This window comes from Vibrio sp. 99-8-1, from assembly GCF_013114595.1.
Taxonomy (GTDB): domain Bacteria; phylum Pseudomonadota; class Gammaproteobacteria; order Enterobacterales; family Vibrionaceae; genus Vibrio.
Map to the genome: position 1 here is coordinate 15,356 of NZ_VTXE01000009.1, position 19,415 is coordinate 34,770.

Below are 19,415 nucleotides of genomic sequence, written 5' to 3' on the forward strand. Positions count from 1 at the left end.
CTTTGCCTCATTACTCGCATTTATCACTGACGGAGACCTCAGTAATTTGTTGCCGACAAATGACCATTCCGGGAGAAACAGTCGCAAGACACGCTTGCTGGTTTGGCATTCCATCAATCACGACTAAACATTCGTAGCAAACTCCCATCGCACAATAGGCGGAACGATTTTGCTCAGTGACCGGTGCTAATCGGGTCACAGTTTGATCATGCAAAGCCAAAGCAGTCCATACTGATATCCCTTGTGGCACCTGATAAAAAACATCGTTTATGCTGATCTCTACATAATCCGATTTAGGTGACGAAAGAACCCGAAACATGTCACTCTCCAAAGCTAACTTTTCTAAAAAATGCGCGTGCGAAACCGGTAGAGAATGTAGCTAGACTCTCTACTGGCTATCACAGCGCAGGTTTATTAGTGGTAAAAATTGATCACAGGTTTACTGATCAATTTGATTTAGGATCTGCTGTCCCCAGTCGGAACCAACATCATTTAGAATTTGCGGCCATACATCTGTACGTACTTTCTGTGCAACGTCTGCCAGTTGTGCATCAGACAGTTTCACGATGGTTGCGCCATAGTCAGCAAGCTTTTGCTCATATGCAGCCTGATCTGCTTCTGCTTTACCCCAACGTTTTTGCTCAAACTTTTCAGCTTGTTTTTGTAACGCCATTCGATCCGCTTCATCTAAATCTGCTAACGTCTCACTATTGACGATCATGTACCATACTTCAAAATGAGTGTTTACTGGGATATAGGTTTTCGTTACATCTCTAAATGAAGCATAATAACCTTCAGCTCCAGAACCTATAACACCATCCACAACACCAGTTTGTACCGCTGTAAATGCCTCAGAGAAAGGGATTGGTGAGCTGATATAACCCAGTGCATCACTTGTCAGCTGAAAACTTTTAATGCCAGGCACACGTACTTTTATTCCTTTAGAAACCGAAGGATCCCCCGGAGAAACCGCCTCTCTGTTTAGTGCAACACCACCAAAGTAAACAGGATAAGCAGCCAGCATTGTGATGTCTTGCTTGCTATAAAGATCTTTCATTGCGCTATAAATAGCGCCTCCTGGACCGTAAATTTTACGAGCTTGCTGCCAGTTTTCAGCAACATAAGGGAAAGCACTGATCTGCATTTTTCGGGATGCGGCAGTTGCGGCTGGCTGCACCGCCATGTCCACGGCCCCTACAGAAATTCTCTCTTGTACCGTTGTATAGTCGCCCAATGCACTCGCAGCGAAAATCTTCACTTTAACATCACCATCCGTTGCCGATTTCACATCCGCAGCAAACTCTTTAAGTTCTAAATCGATGATGGCGCCTTGTGGACGAATGTGGCTAATTTTTAATGTCTTGGCTTGAGCGATTCCACTCAACCCCATCGCACCAGCAATCACACTCGCTATTACTGCTCTCTTTATTGTTACACCTTGCATAAGGTTCTCCTTGCATTACCGTTGTGTTTCACGTGTTGGCAGCAATCCTGCTGCTATTTCTATTATTTTTGTAATTACTTTTGTACTGTGTATCTCTTTTATAATTGGCTTTAAATAACCAATGATTAGTTGCTAATTTCCCTTCACCACTTAATGGCATTAATAGCCAAAGAACGCCGGAAGAAAGAGTGATAAGTCCGACCAAAAAGAGGTCAAGAACACCACTGGAAGATAACCTGTTACGATGAGAAGAAGCGCTGGTTTAATCACTTTAGTCACTTCAACATTACCCACTCTCGCACCCAGATAAAGAATGGATGCGTATGGTGGCGTTACACCTCCCATAGCGGTATTCACTCCCATAATGGCTGCAAATTGAATTGGGCTAACGCCAATAGCTTGCATTAGAGGCAGCAGCAGCGGTGCAATCAAAATAATAGCGGTGACATCATTCACTACCATGCCGACAAAAAAGAGCAGGAAGTTAATAAGAATAAGTAAAATAACTTTGTTATCGGTGATTGAGAAAATCGCCTCAACTAACTCCTGAGGAACACTTTCTAATACAAACATTTGAGACAAAATCATGCTGAACAAAATCATTAGCATTATTGCCCCTACCGATGTTGATGCTTCTTTTCCCGCCCCTAAAAAGGTCTTAACATCGAGCCCCTTATATATTAGAAATCCGACAGGGATGGCATAGATAACTGCGACAGCAGCGGCCTCTGTTGGTGTCATCACACCACCATATATGCCACCTAAAATGATGATTGGCATTAACAACGCAGGGGTTGCTTTCAAACCGCGTTGACTTGCCTCAGCAACAAAATCAGCGCCTTTAAGTGGCTCTTCTAGTACCAAGGGAAACTTACGAGCCTGCCAAATATTAACAATTGAAAAGTTGGTCATGATTAATAAACCAGGCCCCAACGTTGCTAAAAAACAGGCTAAAATGGAGGTGTCAGTCACCCAGCCATAAACGATCATTGTCACACTGGGTGGAATGAGTAGCCCAAGCAACGAAGAATTAGCAATCAATGCTGTGGCATAAGCCCTCGGGTAGCCTTGTTTCTCCATTTCAGGAATCAACAATGGACCAATTGCCGCAACTCCTGTTAGACCAGAACCAGAGATTGCACCGATCAAAGCACAGCTAATCGTAGCCACAACACCGAGCCCGCCTCTAAGGTGGCCGACAAATATATTCACAAAGCGCAATAAACTGGCAGCAATGCCACTGACACTCATTATGGTTCCTGCAAGCACGAACAGTGGAATGGCGAGCAATACAGGGTTCCCCAGTTGTTGAAATCCCCACAACATATTTCCCTTCATAGTGACATCACCAAGAAAATACATCACCGCTAATCCCCCGCCAAAACAGTACGGTAAAGGGATACCCAATGTCAGTAAAATGACTAAAACAGCCACAGCTAATAATGCTATTTCTACCATTGTAAAATCGTCCTTAAGATGCGTTAGAAGTAGATAAACTACGGATGTGTTTAATCAAATGAATGGCTGTATAGAACATCATCAGCACTAATCCAACCAGCAAGGCAATATCAACGTAGAATGTCGGAATATATAAAGTTGGACTCTCTTTCCAAACTCGAAGTGAATATTTTGTAAAATCCCATGCCCAGTAAATTAACCACGAACAGACGATCAAACTGATCGTTTCTCCCACTATTGCCAGTACAGTTTTATGTTTTTCATTGTGTAGAAAAATATCCAGTACATTGGCACGAATATGGGAGTTTTCTCTCGATGCATTTGCAGCTCCTAGCACGTACAGCCATAGCGTTGGGTATAACAAAGTTTCATCCAACCCCATAACAGGAATCTCTAACACATATCGCGTTATTACCTGTACAAATTGCCCGACAGCAACCAAACAAATTAGTCCTGTAAGCAGCAGGCTCACAAATCGATTCATGGTTCCACATTGCCTTTTTGTTATTACGTTGTTAACAATGTTACAATTCGAAAATATAAAATCAAAACAATAATAATGATTAAACTATAAATAAATCTTATGGGTTACTGGCATAAATAACCTAACTTGAGGAAATGTAATGAATTTGAGTATTCGTCAGCTGCAAGCTTTTCGAGAAGTTATGAGAACGGGATCTATTTCTGACGCAGCTCGCGCTCTGAACCGAACACAACCTGCGGTAAGCGCAATGATATCAAGCCTTGAGGAAGAGTTAGGACTTGCTCTTTTTGAACGACAAAGAGGCCGATTGGCACGCACACCGGAAGCATCTTATTTCTTAGTGGAGACCGAAGCGATACTAGAACGTTTGGTACGAACATCCCGCACAATGCAAGAGCTTAGCAATTTACAAGAAGGTCAATTACGCATTGCATGTATGCCAGCTTCGTCACAATTTTTGATTCCTAAATTGGTCGCCGACTTTGTGAAAGACAAACCTAAGGTCAAAGTCTCTATTATGATGAGAGCATCATCAGTGATCGAAGAGTGGGTCGCTTCTCAACAGTACGATCTTGGCCTTGCTGAGATGCCAGCTCCTAATAGCGCGATTAATACTATTCCATTGGATATGAGTTGTGTGTGCGCTTTACGAGTGGATGATCCTCTCGCAAAGAAAAAACAGATAACCCCAAAGGATCTATGCGGCAAACCATTGGCAACATTACAAGAAGAGCACCCTAACTTATTGGCGACGAGAAAAGTATTTGAAAAACATGGTGCAAAGTTTAATGCGCGATTCGAATTGAGAAATTTTCAACCTGCGTTGAAACTGGTTGAAGAAGGGTTATGTTACTCAATCTGTGATCCTATGACAGCAGATAGCTATTTTGAGTATAAAATGACTAACCCAGAGTTAACCTTCCGTCCATTTACCCCAAAGGTGATGCTATCTGTCGGTATTCTCACCCCTTCTCAACGACCAGCATCACTGCTAACTAACGCGTTCATTGAAATTTTACATCAACACTTATTAAACATTGATAATAAATTTAGTAAGTAAGTCATTTCCGTTTTTCATAGCTAAAACTCATTGCCTTGTGGCTTCTCACTAAGGTAACTCAAGAGCTCGGCGTCAGGTAATGGTTTGGCAAAGTAAAAGCCTTGAATATAAGTAAAACCGATTCTTTGTAGAATTTGCAGTTGATATTGCTCTTCTACACCTTCAACAATAACCTTCATATTAAGATTATTAGCAATTATTAACATTGATTCCAACAGAGGAATGACATTTGAATCGTTATATAAACTCTTAATAAATACCCGATCTATTTTGACAAACTGAAATGGGTATTGACGGATAAAATCTAACCCTGAATAACCCGTTCCAAAATCATCAACAGCAATTTTAATTCCATGGCTCGATATGGCATCGAGATGCTGTTTCAACACCACCAATTCTTGAGTAGAAAAATTATTATCTTCTGTGATTTCAAAAACAAGATGCGGAGTTAAATGCGGAACCCGTTCTAAAAACACCAGCAATTTTTGCATAAATGAGTGTTTCAAAATGACCGAGCGACTAATATTGACACTAATATATTTATCGCTGAATAAGGCGTGATTTTTATCAATAAACGAGCAGGTTTTAGCGATAACCAGATTACTAAGCTGTTCGATTAATCCTACCTTTTCCGCCAATGGAATGAATATATTGGGCGCAATTGTACCTTGTACAGGATCATTCCAACGCAACAACGCCTCACAGCCTATCGTTTGCTGATCAAGAACGTTAGTAATAGGTTGATAATGAATATCAAAATAGTCGTTTTTTATCGCCTCTTGCAATGAAGCTTCTAAACTATTCTGTGTGAACTTATCTTGTCTTCGGTAGAGTAAGATAACCGACAAGACACTTGCGACTACAATACCGATCCAAGCTAAGCTTAAAAAATAATGGATATAATAATCTAAGCTAGTATTTGCAACGACTTCTAAAGGGTATCTCTCCGATCGAAAGCGGTAACTCTGTAACCACTTCTGTTGATTCTCTTCTACTAAATGTCGAGAAATAATACTAACGTTATAATTCAATGATGGTTGATTTAAGGTCGATTCAACTATTCTAAGAATATAACGAGGAGGGATAACTACACTAATGCCATTTCCTGAAGCGCCAGTAAACAGCAATACAACACTTTTTTGCTGACTTAATTTGGTTTTGGTATAGGAAAGAGTTACGTTATCGAGCTGCAATCTATCCAAAATTGTTTGGTACAAATAAAAAGAAACGACCCCTCTATTGCTATTGCAATATACGTTTCCGCGATCGTCAAAAAGTCCAATTTCTTTTAGGGTATCTGAACGAAAAACATACTGCCTTAACTCAGTCAGAACATTCGAACAATAAACTCTCTGTTCTGATGGCAACAGTAAAGGAGACAATTCATCAATGACAGCATCAAAGTGTGACTCTATATTCTCCAGCGCTTTCTTTGCACCAACTTCCGCATGACGTTTTGCCGAAAATAATGCACCTAACCACGCCATCAGCATGACAAGAATAAAGATCAACGCGATCTGAACTATCACCTTACTTCTATAGCTAACAATATTTGTTTTAAACAAATTAACACCTAGACATTGCACATATTATTATAAGCAATCACTGACACATACCAATACATATGACCTTAAATCGCTTCTTATTAACCAGCAGTCAAAATTGCTAGAATAACAAACTAATCACGATCATTTATTTAAATATAATTATTCTAAAAACAACCTATTATTAAAGGCTCTGTAAGGCAACCCCCTGAAGTAAGTTACATTTAACTATTTGATAGATCTCAAATTTACAAACAATAATAACTACATATCCTTAACTTTATGCTAAGCCATACGCAACCACCAGCTTTGCAAAAAACAGCCAAAAAACTGCATGATTATTCGAGCTATTGTTCAATTAAGTAGATTAATACAGAACATCATACTAGCGAATTCTAAAAGAGAGCTTCAAACAGATATTTTCATCTAAATATAAATTTAGTTAAAAAACAATATAACTTACAACAAGTTAATTATCAGCCAATTGTGCATTCAAACAGTAAGATAGAGTGAACTCCATAAAAGTAACGCCACCTGCTACTTTAGTAATCACTAATATCAATCGCTATACCTAACTAATTCGCTATTAACAATATCAACGACCACCATCTGTTCTAATATCCTCTTCCTATTTGATATTTTGTGTACAGAGTCACGCAATGCCGATCTAAATGATACTTTTAATTAACATTTGCATTACAAACCAGATAACATGCCGCCTACAAAGTAATCATTACATTCATACAAACAGGGAAAATTACATGCAGTCTATAGTTGATTTTTTGAATGGGATTATCTGGAGCCCGGTACTTATCTATTTGTGCCTTGGCGCTGGTCTGTTCTACTCGATTCTTACTCGTTTTGTCCAAGTTCGTCATTTCTTTGAAATGTGGCGCTTGCTACTTTCAGGAAAAAGTTCCGCAAAAGGGATCTCCTCATTCCAAGCATTAGCCGTTTCATTATCAGGCCGTGTAGGTACGGGTAACATCGCTGGTGTAGCAGCCGCGATTGGGTTTGGTGGTCCTGGCGCAGTATTTTGGATGTGGGTGGTCGCCTTCTTTGGTGCCGCAACAGCATATGCAGAATCTACACTGGCACAAATATATAAAGAAGAAGATGAAGGCGAATTCCGCGGTGGCCCTGCTTACTATATTGAAAAAGCGATGGGACAGAAGTGGTACGCATGGATCTTTGCTATCTCCACTATTTTCGCTTGCGGTATCCTTCTTCCGGGTGTTCAGTCAAACAGTATCGGTAATGCTGTTGAGGCTGCATTTGGTTCGGGCGCAATGATAGAAACAGCCATCGGTACATTCAGTTTCGCTAAAATTTTCACTGGTACAGTTGTTTCCATTATTCTTGGCTTTATCATTTTTGGTGGTGTTAAGCGTATTGCTAACTTCACTCAGATTGTTGTGCCATTTATGGCTCTTGCCTATATCATCACAGCTTTCGTTATTATCTTACTTAACATTGGTGAAGTACCACGTATCTTCTCCATGATCCTATCTGATGCATTTACTCCAATGGCGGGTTTTGGTGCAGCAATCGGTTGGGGTGTTAAGCGTGGTGTTTACTCTAATGAAGCAGGTCAAGGTACAGGCCCACACGCTGCCGCTGCAGCAAGTGTTGATCACCCTGCACAGCAAGGTCTAGTACAGTCATTCTCAATTTATATTGATACGCTACTCGTTTGTTCTGCAACCGCCTTCATGATCTTAATTACTGGTGCATACAATGTACACGGTGGTGCCGAAGGTGCATTCTTAGTTCAGAACTTATCAGCAGATATTGGCGCAAATGGTCCAGTATTTACTCAGCTTGCAATTGAGAGCGCGCTACCGGGCATTGGTAAACCGTTTATCGCTGTTGCGCTATTCTTCTTTGCGTTTACTACCATTCTGGCTTACTACTATATTGCAGAAACAAACATTGCCTACATTCGCCGTACATTTAAAGTTAACGGTCTCATGTTTATACTCAAGTTAGTCCTTATGACAGCGGTATTTTATGGCACCGTTAAGACGGCTAACCTTGCTTGGGCAATGGGTGATGTGGGTGTAGGTTTGATGGCTTGGTTGAACATTACAGGTATCATCATTATCTTCTTTATGTCTAAGCCAGCGATTAAAGCTCTTAAAGATTACGAAGAACAACAAAAGCAAGGTGTGACTGACTTTACTTTCAACCCCATTAAACTAGGCATTAAAGGTGCTGATTACTGGGAAGAAAAATACAAACGTAAAACGGGCAAAACACCGACAGCGGATAAAGATGAAACAACAGCGGTGGAGCAACCGTCGACTTAACTAATCTTTAAAACGTATCCAACTAGGGTTAGCCACAATGGCTAGCCCTTTTTTGTTTTCCTCTATATTTAAACTAGGGTCTGTTGAGCCGAATAGAAACTCATCAAGTTGACTAATTATCTGGTCAGATAAAGAGAGCAAAAGTATACTCATAGCACTAAGTGGTTGATCGGCCGGATTAACGTCAATGTGATGAGTAAAACGTCACAATAACTGTGATTACCTCAGAGAGAACTATGTCAAAACGCATGCTGAAAAATGATAGAAGAGAACAGCTACTCTCTGTTGCTGTTTCAATAATAAAGAACAAAGGAGCAGACGCACTCACTTTAGCTATGGTGGCAGAAGAAGCAGGGGTCACTAAACCTGTAGCTTACAATCATTTTAAAACCAAAGAGAACCTTCTTAAACAGATCTATCAAAATATTGATAACCGCTTAATTGAGTCCATTCAATTGGCTAGAGAGTCCGGTAAGCAATCATTAACTGAGGTGGTCTCTTTATTATGTAACTCCTATCTTGATTGCATGCTCATCAATGCGGAGATCTATGATCTAACAGTAGCGGCATTAAAAGGTTACCCTCATAATTCAGAACTATCTAAAGAGATTCAAGATTTCTTTGTTAATGCGTATTCTGACATTTTCCAGCTTCCAGTCACTGGCAGCAGTAATCAAAACCGGCTTAAGCTAATCGCAGTTTACGGTATCATCGAATCCATCGGAGCAGCCGTCGTCTCTCAACAAATACCGCGTGATCTAGCACTACCTTATTTAGAACAACAAGTTATACAGATCATTCAGCGCTAATATCTATAGCCAGCCTCCCCCAAGATACGGAATTGAGCGCCTTGCTCAATAGACTACTATTAACCTCATTCCTGTCTTATTTCGCTACTATTTATTGCTCATGTCTAATGATTTACTCATGCACTCTTAGATCGCACAAATGATCTAAAGTAAAAGTTTCAATCATGATTAAAATCAAAGAATACCTCATTATAAAATAGTCAATACAGAGACTCGCAAGTCATATTTTCAAAACATTGCTCACTTCACAAAATGCTAAAGTTACTAGTGGTAACCTTTGACGAAATACATGTTACCACTAGTAACTTATGGGAATTAATATTTCTATCAAGTTTTAATTTGACATATTTAAAAGTAGTGAAGGTTTAATATGAATCAATCCTCTTTATGGTTAGATATATTATCTAGCCATACCCTCTTACCATGGTTGTTAATTGCCAGTGTCGTATTAGTAGCAATAGTTATGGGGCTATTTGTACTAATCAATGGTAGCTCAAAACTAGATGACGGCTTTAGTGGCATTGAGATACAACGTTGGTCTATAAAGAGTGTCATCATACACTGGCTAGGAGCGATACCATGTATCACTCTAATCTTAAGCGGTATTTTCATTGGCTCTTCAAAGGTAATATTTTCACCAGGAAGTGACAGTTGGAGTAGTGCTGTTCACATCGCATCTACACTTCATGAAATAGCAGCCTTTCCATTTATCATTGGTGCCTTATTAATGATTGCTTTATGGTGGAAAAACCAAACATTTAAATCATACGATATAGATTGGTTTAAAAAGGCAGGTGGTTACATTAATTTTGGCACCAAACAACATCCTGATGCTGGATTTGCAAATGGTGGCGAGAAACTTTGGTTTTGGGTATTTGCCATTAATGTCGTTCTACTTTCTTTTACGGGAGTAATGTTATTTTTTCCTGAGTTATCCCCCTCTTTTAATAATGCTCCTTTTGTTATTTCTGTACACATTCTTTCCGCCATAGTCATTGGCGCTTTTGCCGTTGTTCATATTTTTATGGCAACCATAATTTCTGAAGGTGGCTTAAGCAATATGCTTTCTGGAAAGTGCGATAAAAACTGGGCAAAACAGCACCATAACCGCTGGTACAAAACACTAAACAACGATAAATAAGGGCGAATATCAGATGGATAGACGTAAAGCGATTCAGCTCCTAGCTGGCGGAACCACAGTATCACTGGTATCTGCATCTACTGTATTAGCATCGGTAATGGCAGACAAATCCAAAAAAGAGAAAAAACGATTGGCTATGGTTATAGACCTTCGCCGCTGCAATGGCTGCAAAGCTTGTGTGACGGCATGTGGTCGAGAGAATGGTACAGAACCTGATGAGAATAGAACCCAAGTATTGCAAAGCAGCACGGCGATTAATGGTAAGGAATATACTTTAAATATTCCTCTACTGTGCAATCAATGTGAAAACCCAGTATGCACAAAAGTATGCCCGACAGGGGCAACCTTTAAGCGTGAAGAAGATGGCATTGTCGTTGTTGACTCCACTGGTTGTATCAATTGCAGTTTCTGTGTTTATACCTGCCCTTATGAAGGGGTTCGATTTACCAACAGTAAAACCGATACCGTTGATAAGTGTAACTTTTGTATTCAACGTACCTCGAAAGGCTTTTTGCCTGCATGTGTTGAAACATGCACCGGTGGCGCACGCACTTTTGGCGATTTAAATGATGCAAGTAGCGACATATCGAAATTACTGACAGAACATGAAGCCTTGGTATTGCAGTCAGACAAGAATACGCAACCCAATGTTTTTTATATTGGTTTAACCCAACAGCAGAGTGACCTCCCTTATAACCTTAATTCAGCACTAACATGGCAGCGTTAATTATGGACCGTAGACAATTTTTAAAATCGGGTGTAGCAGCGACCATATCTGGCGGAGTAAGCTCTGCTGTTTCTGCATCTACTAACAGCAACGATCACAACATCAGTCGATATGCCCCATTAAGTGCTGAACCAGAGTTTCTTATCGGGCCAGACAACAGGCTGGTTAATAACCCCAAGCAACGTTTTGCATTTACTAAATGTTTTGGCTGTTACAACGTGTGTGGTGCACGCATCCGTATTGATAACGAGACAGATGAAATTATACGGGTATGTGGAAATCCTTATGCCCTATCTACTCAAGCTGGCAACCCAACCCCAATGGAGGTGCCACCACAACAAGCCATGTCACAACTTATGGCTGAAAATGGCAACCAGAACCGATCAACGCTTTGCGGTAGAGGGAATGCGGTTCCCGATGCGGTCACCGATTCTCGTCGAGTAACCCAATGCTTAAAGCGTGTTGGTAAACGTGGTGACAATCAGTGGAAATCGATCCCTTACGAACAATTAATAGATGAAGTCGTTAATGGCGGAGACCTATTTGGTGAGGGCAATGTAGAAGGTTTAGCGGACATTTACCGCAACGAAAATCTTGCGAACTCAGCCTACCCTGATTTCGGTCCAAGCAAAAATCAGTTATTAATGACGGGCTGTTCAGAAGATCCTGCCCGATGGAATTTTTACAAACGCTTCTCTGAAGCCGCTTGGGGCACACCCAATGTAGGAAATAAAGATTCATATTGCGGCCACCAACAAGTTGCTGGATGTGCGCTTGGTGTTGAAGACGGCGCCAATAGCGGCGCTCTGCCAACAACGGATTTCGAACATTGTGAGTTTGCTATCTTTATCGGCACAAATCCGGGACTAAGCGGAATTAGTCTCAACTCTGCGTCCAGACGCTTAGCCGATGCTAGAACTGAAAATCCAAATTTTAGCTATGTGGTCATTGATCCGATTTTACGTTCATTAACCAGCTCATCCACCCCAGAACAGGGAGAATGGATTCCAATTCGTCCAAGCGGTGATACCGCATTGATGCATGCAATGATGCAGCACATCATCAACAGTAAACGATACAACAAACGCTATTTATCGTCGTGCAGCCAACAAGGCGCAGAGAAGTCTGGTGAAATTAACTACACCAATGCCCCTTATCTGGTCGTTACAGACAGCAAGCATCCGCTCTATCGAAAGTTTCTTACGGCTGAAAGCTGTGGTGTTGGAGATAGTGAGACAAAAATGGTCATTGATGAGAGCAGTCAGACGTTACTCACCTCGAACCATGATGGCGCTTGCGATATTAACTTTAAAGGCCAAGTTATCGACAAAGATGGTAAAAAGATCGACGTTGCAACGGCTTTTTCTCTATTAACACAACGAGTCAATGAGCACTCTTTAGATGACTATTCACAAGAGTGTCAAATACCCGTGGATAAAATTATCCAATTGGCCAATGAGTTCAGTGCTCATGGCCGACGTGTCTCCATTGAAACCAATACAGGGTGCAACGCCAGTGATGGCGGACAGTTTGCTTTCGCCATGATAATGCTGGCAACCTTAGTTGGTGCCCACAATGCGAAAGGGGGAATGCTTCATACCGGTAGCATGGGTTACGAAAATACCTCCCCACTTTACGATTTAATGGCGTTTGAACATGCCCATATAGACGGTTTTAATGCAGAGCGCTCTGGTGATTATCGCCAAAGTCATGAATACAAAGAAAAAGTTAAGCAAGGCAAAAATCCATTTCCATCCGATATGCCATGGAACGAAACCTTTATTCAGGACAATGCCGGAGAGCTACTGCTCGCTCATGCTAATGCCAATCCATTTCAGTTCAAAGCATGGATTGCTTGGGCAAATAACCCTCTTTACGCCTGCTCTGGATTAAAAGATCAAGTAGAAGAGTCCATAAAAGATCCTAAACAGTTAGGACTGATTATCGCCTCTGATCCTTATTTTAATGAAACCAATATTTACGCAGACTACTTTGTACCTGACTTGGCTCAATACGAGCAGTGGGGAGCCTCCCGCCAGTGGGGAAGCGAACTAATGGGTGATGTGGTCTCTTTTCCTATCATCACACCAAGAACCCCGTTAAATGCTGAAGGTAACCGAGTTTGCATGGAGCAATTTTTAATTGATATCGCTAAACAGGTCGAACTTAATGGCTTTGGTGAAAACGCGTTTAAAGATGCTCAAGGAGAGAAACAGTCATTACATACCCCAGAAGACTATTACATTCCTGTGCTAGCGAACTTAGCCCACAGCGATGGTGCACTACCAACACCAACAGAAGAAGATGTCAGCTTTACCAGTGTCGACCGTATCTACCCGCTTTTAAAGTCGCGGCTAAAGAGCGAGGAAATTGGGCCAACCATGTTCCTCTTTACACGAGGTGGCCGACATTACTCTGTTGAAAGTCGCTATGAAGGAGAGTTCTTTAATGAAATGATGCGTTGGGATGCTCAATTTCAGGTATACAACGAAGGCTTAGCACATGTAACCAACTTCCATTCAGGCGAATATTTAGATGGATTACCCGTGTTCGATAAACAACGCTTCTGGGATGGTACTGCTATTCGCGATCTTTGGAGTGAAGAAGAGTATCCATTCTACTTTTCAACGTTTAAGCATCAACTTCGCAGCCCCTACTCGGTAAACCTAAAAAGTATTACGGCTTTAGGTGCTGAAAATTATATCCAAATGCATGAAAAAGATGCTCAAAAGTACGGATTGAAAAGCGGCGACATAGCAAGAGTGACGTCACCAAAAGGTAAATATATACAAGGCGTGGTTCAAGCAGACAAAACCGTAGCGGAGGGAGCCATTGTGGTGCCACTTGGTTTTGGTCATACCGCATTTGGTGCCAGCGATATCACGATTGATGGGAAGACTTTGTCTGCTATATCACAACGAAGAGGTGGAATGGCGGTGAATGAGTTTAATGCTGTTGACCCAACAAGAAAGGGGGCAAGTTTGTATCGAGACTCTACATTTGGTTCCACTGCTCGTCATGGTACACCTGTAAAAATCGAAAAGGTGTAACCACTAATGTTGTTGATTTAAGGTCACTGAGTCAGTGACCTTTTTTATTGTTAACTTTTATCACCGCACTCCAACATGCTTAATGGCCGTACCATTAACACTGCACTAATAAAGTGAACATTAATATTTCATTCACCATTGAGCTATAACGTGTTGTCACTCTTCTCTTCGGTAATAATATTCACCGTGTCGTCCAACATGTTGACCACTGCATAGTAGTGGAACATAGGATCACCATAATGCTTAAAACTGAATCGATACTCAGAAGCTGGGGCCAAAATATCACTCTGTTCAACTTTAGCTAAGTCATAACCGTCCTGTTGATACAGCTCAGTTTCTTTGACTTTTTTTTCTGCATTTTTCCACTGAGAATCTCGGCTTAACTTAGGTTCGATAGAGGGGTTGCTCGGATAGTGAGTACCATTGAACTGCATACGTCTATAGGAGCCATTACTCCAAACGATAAGATCTTTCCAATCATTAGTTACTTTGTTGTCGACCAGTATTGGAGTGCGCACTACCGTCATTCTTGACAGCACATTTCCTTGCGCACTTAACAGGTAAGCGGTACATCCGCCACTGCCACAAAACCAGGAACTATCTAGTAACACCAACAGCTCTTTGCTGCCATCACCATTGAGGTCGGCTTGTCCATATAGATACTGAATATTATCCTTCTCAAGCGATAAACCTTCAGGAGCTAAGATTACCCTATCAACAAGCTGAGCGACATCTGCTTCTATATATGAAGCCGTCTCTTCACCCACTATACTTGGAGAGGTTTGGCAGCCCCACATGAAGATAGAACAAGTCAGCAGTAAAACCGTATTCAATCTCATTTTTAATCCCTCATTCTTTTAGCATACATCGATACTGATCTAAATTTCGCCTAAACCAGATAATGGCATCAGATAATAGTACATAAGTCATTAAATCTCAGCTTAAGATAATTTAACTTTCTTTGTACATTCCTATTGTGTAAAAACGATTTAAGCCACTCAAAACAAAGTTTTGAGTGGCTATTAGTATCAACATCGTCATGGGATAACCAGATCTAAATTCGATCTCAACAATCCCAATCTTGTTAATTTAGCAAAACTTATGCGTCTGGTGGTGTACCTTCACCGTTTGAAACTACAGCATCAATTTGTACTAACGCATCCATAGCAATCGCCGACACTCCAACTACCGTTCTTGCAGGAAGTTCACCTTCAAAGAAAGAGGCATAAACATCATTAACGGCCTCAAGGTCATCAATGTTTTTAAGCTGAATATTTACTTTTACGATATCGTCCATTACATGGCCGATACTTTCTACTATCGCTTTGATATTGCTTAAACACTGTCTTGCTTGCTCATTTATTGCAGTTGAAACCACTTGATTACTTTCTGCATCAATAGGTAACTGTCCCGCAATATGGTTGTAATGAGAGAAAGCGACGGTTTGAGTATGTAAGGCATTTAAAGGCGCTTTATCGGTATTATTAGCTTTGATTACGATACCGTGTCTATCTTCAATTTCTTGCGGTGGAGTACCATCACCATGCGACACAACGGCATCTATTTGAACCGATGCCCCCATTGGTAATGCCTCCGCAGCAATAATCGTTCTTGCTGGAACATACGCAACGGTTCTCGCTATCGCTGAATCAGGGAAGAAGGTGCTATAAACTTCGTTAACAGCATCAAGATTAGAGAGATCATCAAGATAGACATTAATCTTCACGATATCGTCAAAAGGTACATCAATACTTTCCAAAATAGACTTTATGTTACGTAAACACTGTTTAGTTTGCTCTTTCACTCCACCAGCAACAATGGTGTCTGAATTCGGCTCTACAGGTAGCTGAGCAGAGATGTTGTTGTAGTGAGAAAAAGCGACGGTTTGGGTGTATAAACCTGTTGGTGCGTTGTCGCTATTTTTGGCTACTTTTACCAATGGGCAAGGATCTTGTGGTGCAGTGCCTTCACCATTAGAGATAAGCGCATCCATTTGTACCAAAGCACCAGTTAAAGGTAAAGCAGCAACAGCAACAGTAGTTCGAGTAGGGAGGTATTCTTGGAAGAAGGTTGAATAGACTTCGTTAATCGCCTCGATATCTGAAATGTTTTTTGCAAACACATTGATTTTAACAACATCGTCCATGACATGATCAATACTTTCTACGATGGCTTTAATGTTACGCAAACATTGATCAGCCTGCTCTTTTATCCCACCCGCAACTATCTCGTTTGTTTTAGGATCTACCGGCAACTGCGCTGAGATATTATTGTAGTGAGAGAAAGCAACTGTCTGTGTTGATAGAGAGCTTGTAGGTGCATTTGTTGTGTTTCTTGAAAGTTTAATGATACCGCCAGTCATACCTAGTATCTCCTGTTTGATATGAATTTATATGATGTCTGTATATCTACGCTTAGCCTTTGGCCAGTTAAAAATGTTCACCTAACAAAGCAGAATTATTTTTAACATTTAAGCGGCAACAGCTTGGCAGGTAACATTAAAATAAATCATAAAAAGCATGTTGATTAGAACCAAGTATCGGTGTGGGTATGATTATTTATGAAATAATTTAGCCACTGGTCAAACTAATCACTGGCTCAAATACACTAAATTCGATACATGGTTTTATCCTAGTAGCAACACTCAAAAAGAACGGTGTTTTCTTTATCATCCAAAAACCAGTTATCAATTAATCAAGAAATCAATTCCATCAACAAGCTATTGCAGATAGAAATGGGGATATCTCTCTGCATATATATTCAGTAACTAATTTTGATCGCATTATAGTAAAAAACATATTAGTAAAATTCGAATGAATTTATTAACAAAAAAACACAAACAGCTCACTTATACCTATCAGTAAATTTAACAACTTATCATTAAGTTCATAAAAATAATTAATGATGAATTTTCCTCATGATGATGTGGATAATTTATCAATATAAATATTTATTATCATGAGGTAGTTTTATCACCAGAAACATTAAGCACCAGCAACACTCAGTTATTAATAAACAGACAGGCGAAGGAATATCATCCTTCAATAAATTCTAGGAAAGATACCCTATGAAGATCGAAGTCGATTTAAACATTTTAGCCAAGTTTCTAGCTGGCGTGATGGGATCACATTGTGAAATTGTTATTCATGATCTAACCGACTTATCAAATTCAGTTGTCATTATCGAAAATGGACATCTCACAAATAGAGAAGTTGGCTCTCCTGCCACCGATCTAGCTCTAAAGAAGATAAAAAACATACAAAATGGCAGCGAAGATCCATACTCGTTAAATTATGTAGGCAGAGTACAAAGTGGCGTAAAGCTTCGTTCATCGACTCTCATTATCTCCAAAGGAGAGAAACCTACCTACATGCTGTGCATCAATATCGATGATAGCAAAATAGAAAATGCCCTAAGCTCAATCAAAGCAATCCTGCCACACAATAACGTTGAGCAATATAAAAATGAAACCTTTCATAACTCTGTTGAAGATGTCACTAACAACATCATCCAGAAAACCATGAACAACATGAAAATCAATAACCTATCTAGACTATTACTCGATGAAAAAATAAATTTCGTCAAGAACATTGATGAAACAGGATTATTTACAATTAAAGGTAACGTTCAAAAAATATCCAAAATGATTGGAATTTCCGAACAAACTTTATATCGATATTTAAAATAAGGAATCAACATGAAAGTTGACGTTGTATTTGCAGATTCGGCACCAAAAGCTGTTGGCTGCTATTGTCATATGGCCGTAATCGGCAATACAGGCTACATTTCCGGCCAGTTACCACTTGACCCAATATCAATGAAAATTGAAGGAGAAACAGCCAAAGAACAAGCCATTCAGTCTCTGAATAACCTGCAAGCTATTTTAAATGAAAATGGTTTATCAAAAGAATCTGTCGCTAAAACGGTTATCTATCTTAAATATATTTCCGACTTTTCAGAAGTTAATGAAATATATAGCTCCTTTTTTGGTTCACACACACCAGCACGATCTTGCTTCTCAGTTCAAGCATTACCCATGAATGCACTCGTTGAAATAGAAGCGATTGTAGCTATTTAACCAATAAAATAAATACATCTTAACCCTATAAACAAACTTTTTATTTAAACTTAAAATAACGGAAATAATTATGTGGAAAAAACTCGAACCTTATAAGTCATCAATAATATTGTTAATGGCATTATTTATAGGTGGCACTTTCGGAATTATTGCACCAGAAGTAGCATTAAATTTAAAGCCTCTAGGTAAAATTTTTCTTAACTTACTATTTATGATCATCGTCCCACTAGTGGGTATTAGTGTAATGTCATCCATTGCAGGCATGAGTGATCTAAAGAAACTGGGCAAAATATTAGCCATTATATTTATTGTCTCAATTGCTATGTCGATCATCCCTGCACTAGGCATTATCGGTCTTGCTAACATTTACGATCCTGCTCAAGGAGTGACAATTGACCTAAGCCAAGAGTTCTCTGGTGGCAACGGTAATATGGACTTTGTTAGTATGTTTACCACTAACGATTTCTCCGGCCTTCTTTCAAAATCAAACATCTTAGCATTAATCGTCATGTGTATTCTGGCAGGTATTGCTATTGGTCAATCAGGCGAGAAAGGAAAGCACATTGCATATTTACTAGAATGTGCAAACGAAGTAGTGATGAAAATCGTTTCAATTATTATGACCGTTGCTCCTATTGGTCTAGGTGCTTTCTTCGCGGCAACAATGGCAGAGCAAGATACCGAACTATTAGGTACATTTGCACGAGCGATTGGCTTATTTTTTGTTGCATCAGCAATCTACTACGTTGTAGGCTCCACCATATACTCTTACATTGGTGGTGGTTCAAAAGGGGTGAAGGCGTTTTGGACCAATGCAGTGGAGCCAAGTATCACCTCATTAGGTACTTGCTCATCCCTCGGAACTCTGCCAGTAAACATTCGCGCCGCAAAGAAAATGGGCATCAGAGAAGATATTGTAGACATTTGCCTACCGCTACTTGTTAACTTAAACAAAGGTGGGGTAGCAATGATTGCAGCGCTTAAAATCGTGTTTATTTACTCTGTTCTAGGTCTGCCTTTTACACCTGACGTGTTCTTTATGGCTATGGCCATCGCCGTACTTTCTGCAATTATTGTCGGCGGGGTACCTGGCGGCGCTTTCTTAGGTGAAATTTTCATAGTTACAACCCTAGGTCTACCTTTAGAAACCATCCCTATGCTAGTGGTTATTGGAACAATTACCGATGCACCAGCAACACTCATCAATGTCATCCACGACTTAAACGCCACTCAAATTGTGGAGCGTTTTATGAGTAAAGATAAACAACACGATGTTTCTGTTGAAACTCAAATTGCATAACGGTGAATAAA

General features: G+C 40.1%; 17 protein-coding genes. 9 read left to right on the plus strand and 8 right to left on the minus strand.

All coding sequences use genetic code 11. The annotated features are described in order from the left end of the window. Positions 1-10: 10 nt before the first annotated feature. From F0227_RS06315 to F0227_RS06330, 4 genes are all read right to left on the minus strand, one after another. Complete coding sequence (locus tag F0227_RS06315; RefSeq protein WP_171752346.1) at positions 11-319, minus strand: (2Fe-2S)-binding protein; 309 nt, start codon at positions 317-319, stop codon at positions 11-13. Between the two features lie 120 nt (positions 320-439). Next, positions 440-1,444: a TRAP transporter substrate-binding protein DctP gene (gene dctP, locus F0227_RS06320; protein WP_171752347.1), complete on the minus strand. Its 1,005-nt coding sequence runs from the start codon at positions 1,442-1,444 to the stop codon at positions 440-442. Between the two features lie 159 nt (positions 1,445-1,603). Then, positions 1,604-2,902, minus strand: a complete 1,299-nt coding sequence (locus F0227_RS06325; protein WP_171752348.1) for a TRAP transporter large permease — start codon at positions 2,900-2,902, stop codon at positions 1,604-1,606. A 13-nt stretch (positions 2,903-2,915) separates the two neighbouring features. Continuing rightward, on the minus strand, positions 2,916-3,386 hold the full coding sequence (locus tag F0227_RS06330; protein WP_171752349.1) for a TRAP transporter small permease subunit: 471 nt from the start codon (positions 3,384-3,386) through the stop codon (positions 2,916-2,918). Between the two features lie 139 nt (positions 3,387-3,525). Here F0227_RS06330 and F0227_RS06335 point away from each other — a divergent pair, with 139 nt between their 5' ends. Continuing rightward, the gene (locus F0227_RS06335; RefSeq protein ID WP_171752350.1) at positions 3,526-4,446 is read left to right on the plus strand and encodes a LysR substrate-binding domain-containing protein; all 921 of its coding nucleotides are present in this window, start codon (positions 3,526-3,528) and stop codon (positions 4,444-4,446) included. A gap of 20 nt (positions 4,447-4,466) precedes the next feature. On the opposite strand, the gene F0227_RS06340 is transcribed toward F0227_RS06335, so the two are convergent. Continuing rightward, positions 4,467-5,975 (minus strand): EAL domain-containing protein, encoded by a 1,509-nt coding sequence (locus tag F0227_RS06340; protein ID WP_171752351.1) that lies wholly within the window; start codon positions 5,973-5,975, stop codon positions 4,467-4,469. A gap of 776 nt (positions 5,976-6,751) precedes the next feature. On the opposite strand from F0227_RS06340, the gene F0227_RS06345 reads away from it, so the two are divergent. Continuing rightward, positions 6,752-8,299, plus strand: coding sequence for an alanine/glycine:cation symporter family protein (locus F0227_RS06345; protein WP_171752352.1), 1,548 nt, complete (start codon positions 6,752-6,754; stop codon positions 8,297-8,299). Here the strand turns inward: F0227_RS06345 and F0227_RS06350 are convergent, their stop codons facing one another. After that, complete coding sequence (locus F0227_RS06350) at positions 8,300-8,452, minus strand: hypothetical protein (protein ID WP_171752353.1); 153 nt, start codon at positions 8,450-8,452, stop codon at positions 8,300-8,302. Between the two features lie 83 nt (positions 8,453-8,535). Between F0227_RS06350 and F0227_RS06355 the strand changes: the two genes are divergently transcribed. From F0227_RS06355 to F0227_RS06370, 4 genes are all read left to right on the plus strand, one after another. Further along, entirely contained in the window at positions 8,536-9,108 is a 573-nt protein-coding gene (locus tag F0227_RS06355; protein WP_171752354.1) for a TetR/AcrR family transcriptional regulator, read from the plus strand. Between the two features lie 370 nt (positions 9,109-9,478). After that, on the plus strand, positions 9,479-10,249 hold the full coding sequence (locus F0227_RS06360; protein WP_171752355.1) for a formate dehydrogenase subunit gamma: 771 nt from the start codon (positions 9,479-9,481) through the stop codon (positions 10,247-10,249). A 13-nt stretch (positions 10,250-10,262) separates the two neighbouring features. Next, positions 10,263-10,976 (plus strand): 4Fe-4S dicluster domain-containing protein, encoded by a 714-nt coding sequence (locus tag F0227_RS06365; protein WP_171752356.1) that lies wholly within the window; start codon positions 10,263-10,265, stop codon positions 10,974-10,976. Positions 10,977-10,978: 2 nt separating this feature from the next. Next, entirely contained in the window at positions 10,979-14,026 is a 3,048-nt protein-coding gene (locus F0227_RS06370; RefSeq protein ID WP_253822053.1) for a tetrathionate reductase subunit A, read from the plus strand. 143 nt (positions 14,027-14,169) lie between these two features. Here F0227_RS06370 and F0227_RS06375 read toward each other — a convergent pair whose 3' ends face one another. Beyond that, the gene (locus F0227_RS06375; RefSeq protein ID WP_171752358.1) at positions 14,170-14,865 is read right to left on the minus strand and encodes a hypothetical protein; all 696 of its coding nucleotides are present in this window, start codon (positions 14,863-14,865) and stop codon (positions 14,170-14,172) included. A 260-nt stretch (positions 14,866-15,125) separates the two neighbouring features. After that, the gene (locus tag F0227_RS06380; RefSeq protein ID WP_171752359.1) at positions 15,126-16,388 is read right to left on the minus strand and encodes a RidA family protein; all 1,263 of its coding nucleotides are present in this window, start codon (positions 16,386-16,388) and stop codon (positions 15,126-15,128) included. A gap of 705 nt (positions 16,389-17,093) precedes the next feature. Here F0227_RS06380 and F0227_RS06385 point away from each other — a divergent pair. The 3 genes from F0227_RS06385 (at position 17,094) to F0227_RS06395 (ending at position 19,404) form a co-directional block, all read left to right on the plus strand. Beyond that, positions 17,094-17,714, plus strand: coding sequence for a PAS domain-containing protein (locus tag F0227_RS06385; RefSeq protein WP_171752360.1), 621 nt, complete (start codon positions 17,094-17,096; stop codon positions 17,712-17,714). 9 nt (positions 17,715-17,723) lie between these two features. Beyond that, positions 17,724-18,104 carry a Rid family detoxifying hydrolase gene (locus tag F0227_RS06390; protein ID WP_171752361.1) on the plus strand — a complete coding sequence of 127 codons (381 nt, stop codon included), beginning with the start codon at positions 17,724-17,726 and terminating at the stop codon, positions 18,102-18,104. Positions 18,105-18,174: 70 nt separating this feature from the next. Next, positions 18,175-19,404, plus strand: coding sequence for a dicarboxylate/amino acid:cation symporter (locus F0227_RS06395; protein WP_171752362.1), 1,230 nt, complete (start codon positions 18,175-18,177; stop codon positions 19,402-19,404). Positions 19,405-19,415 lie beyond the last annotated feature (11 nt).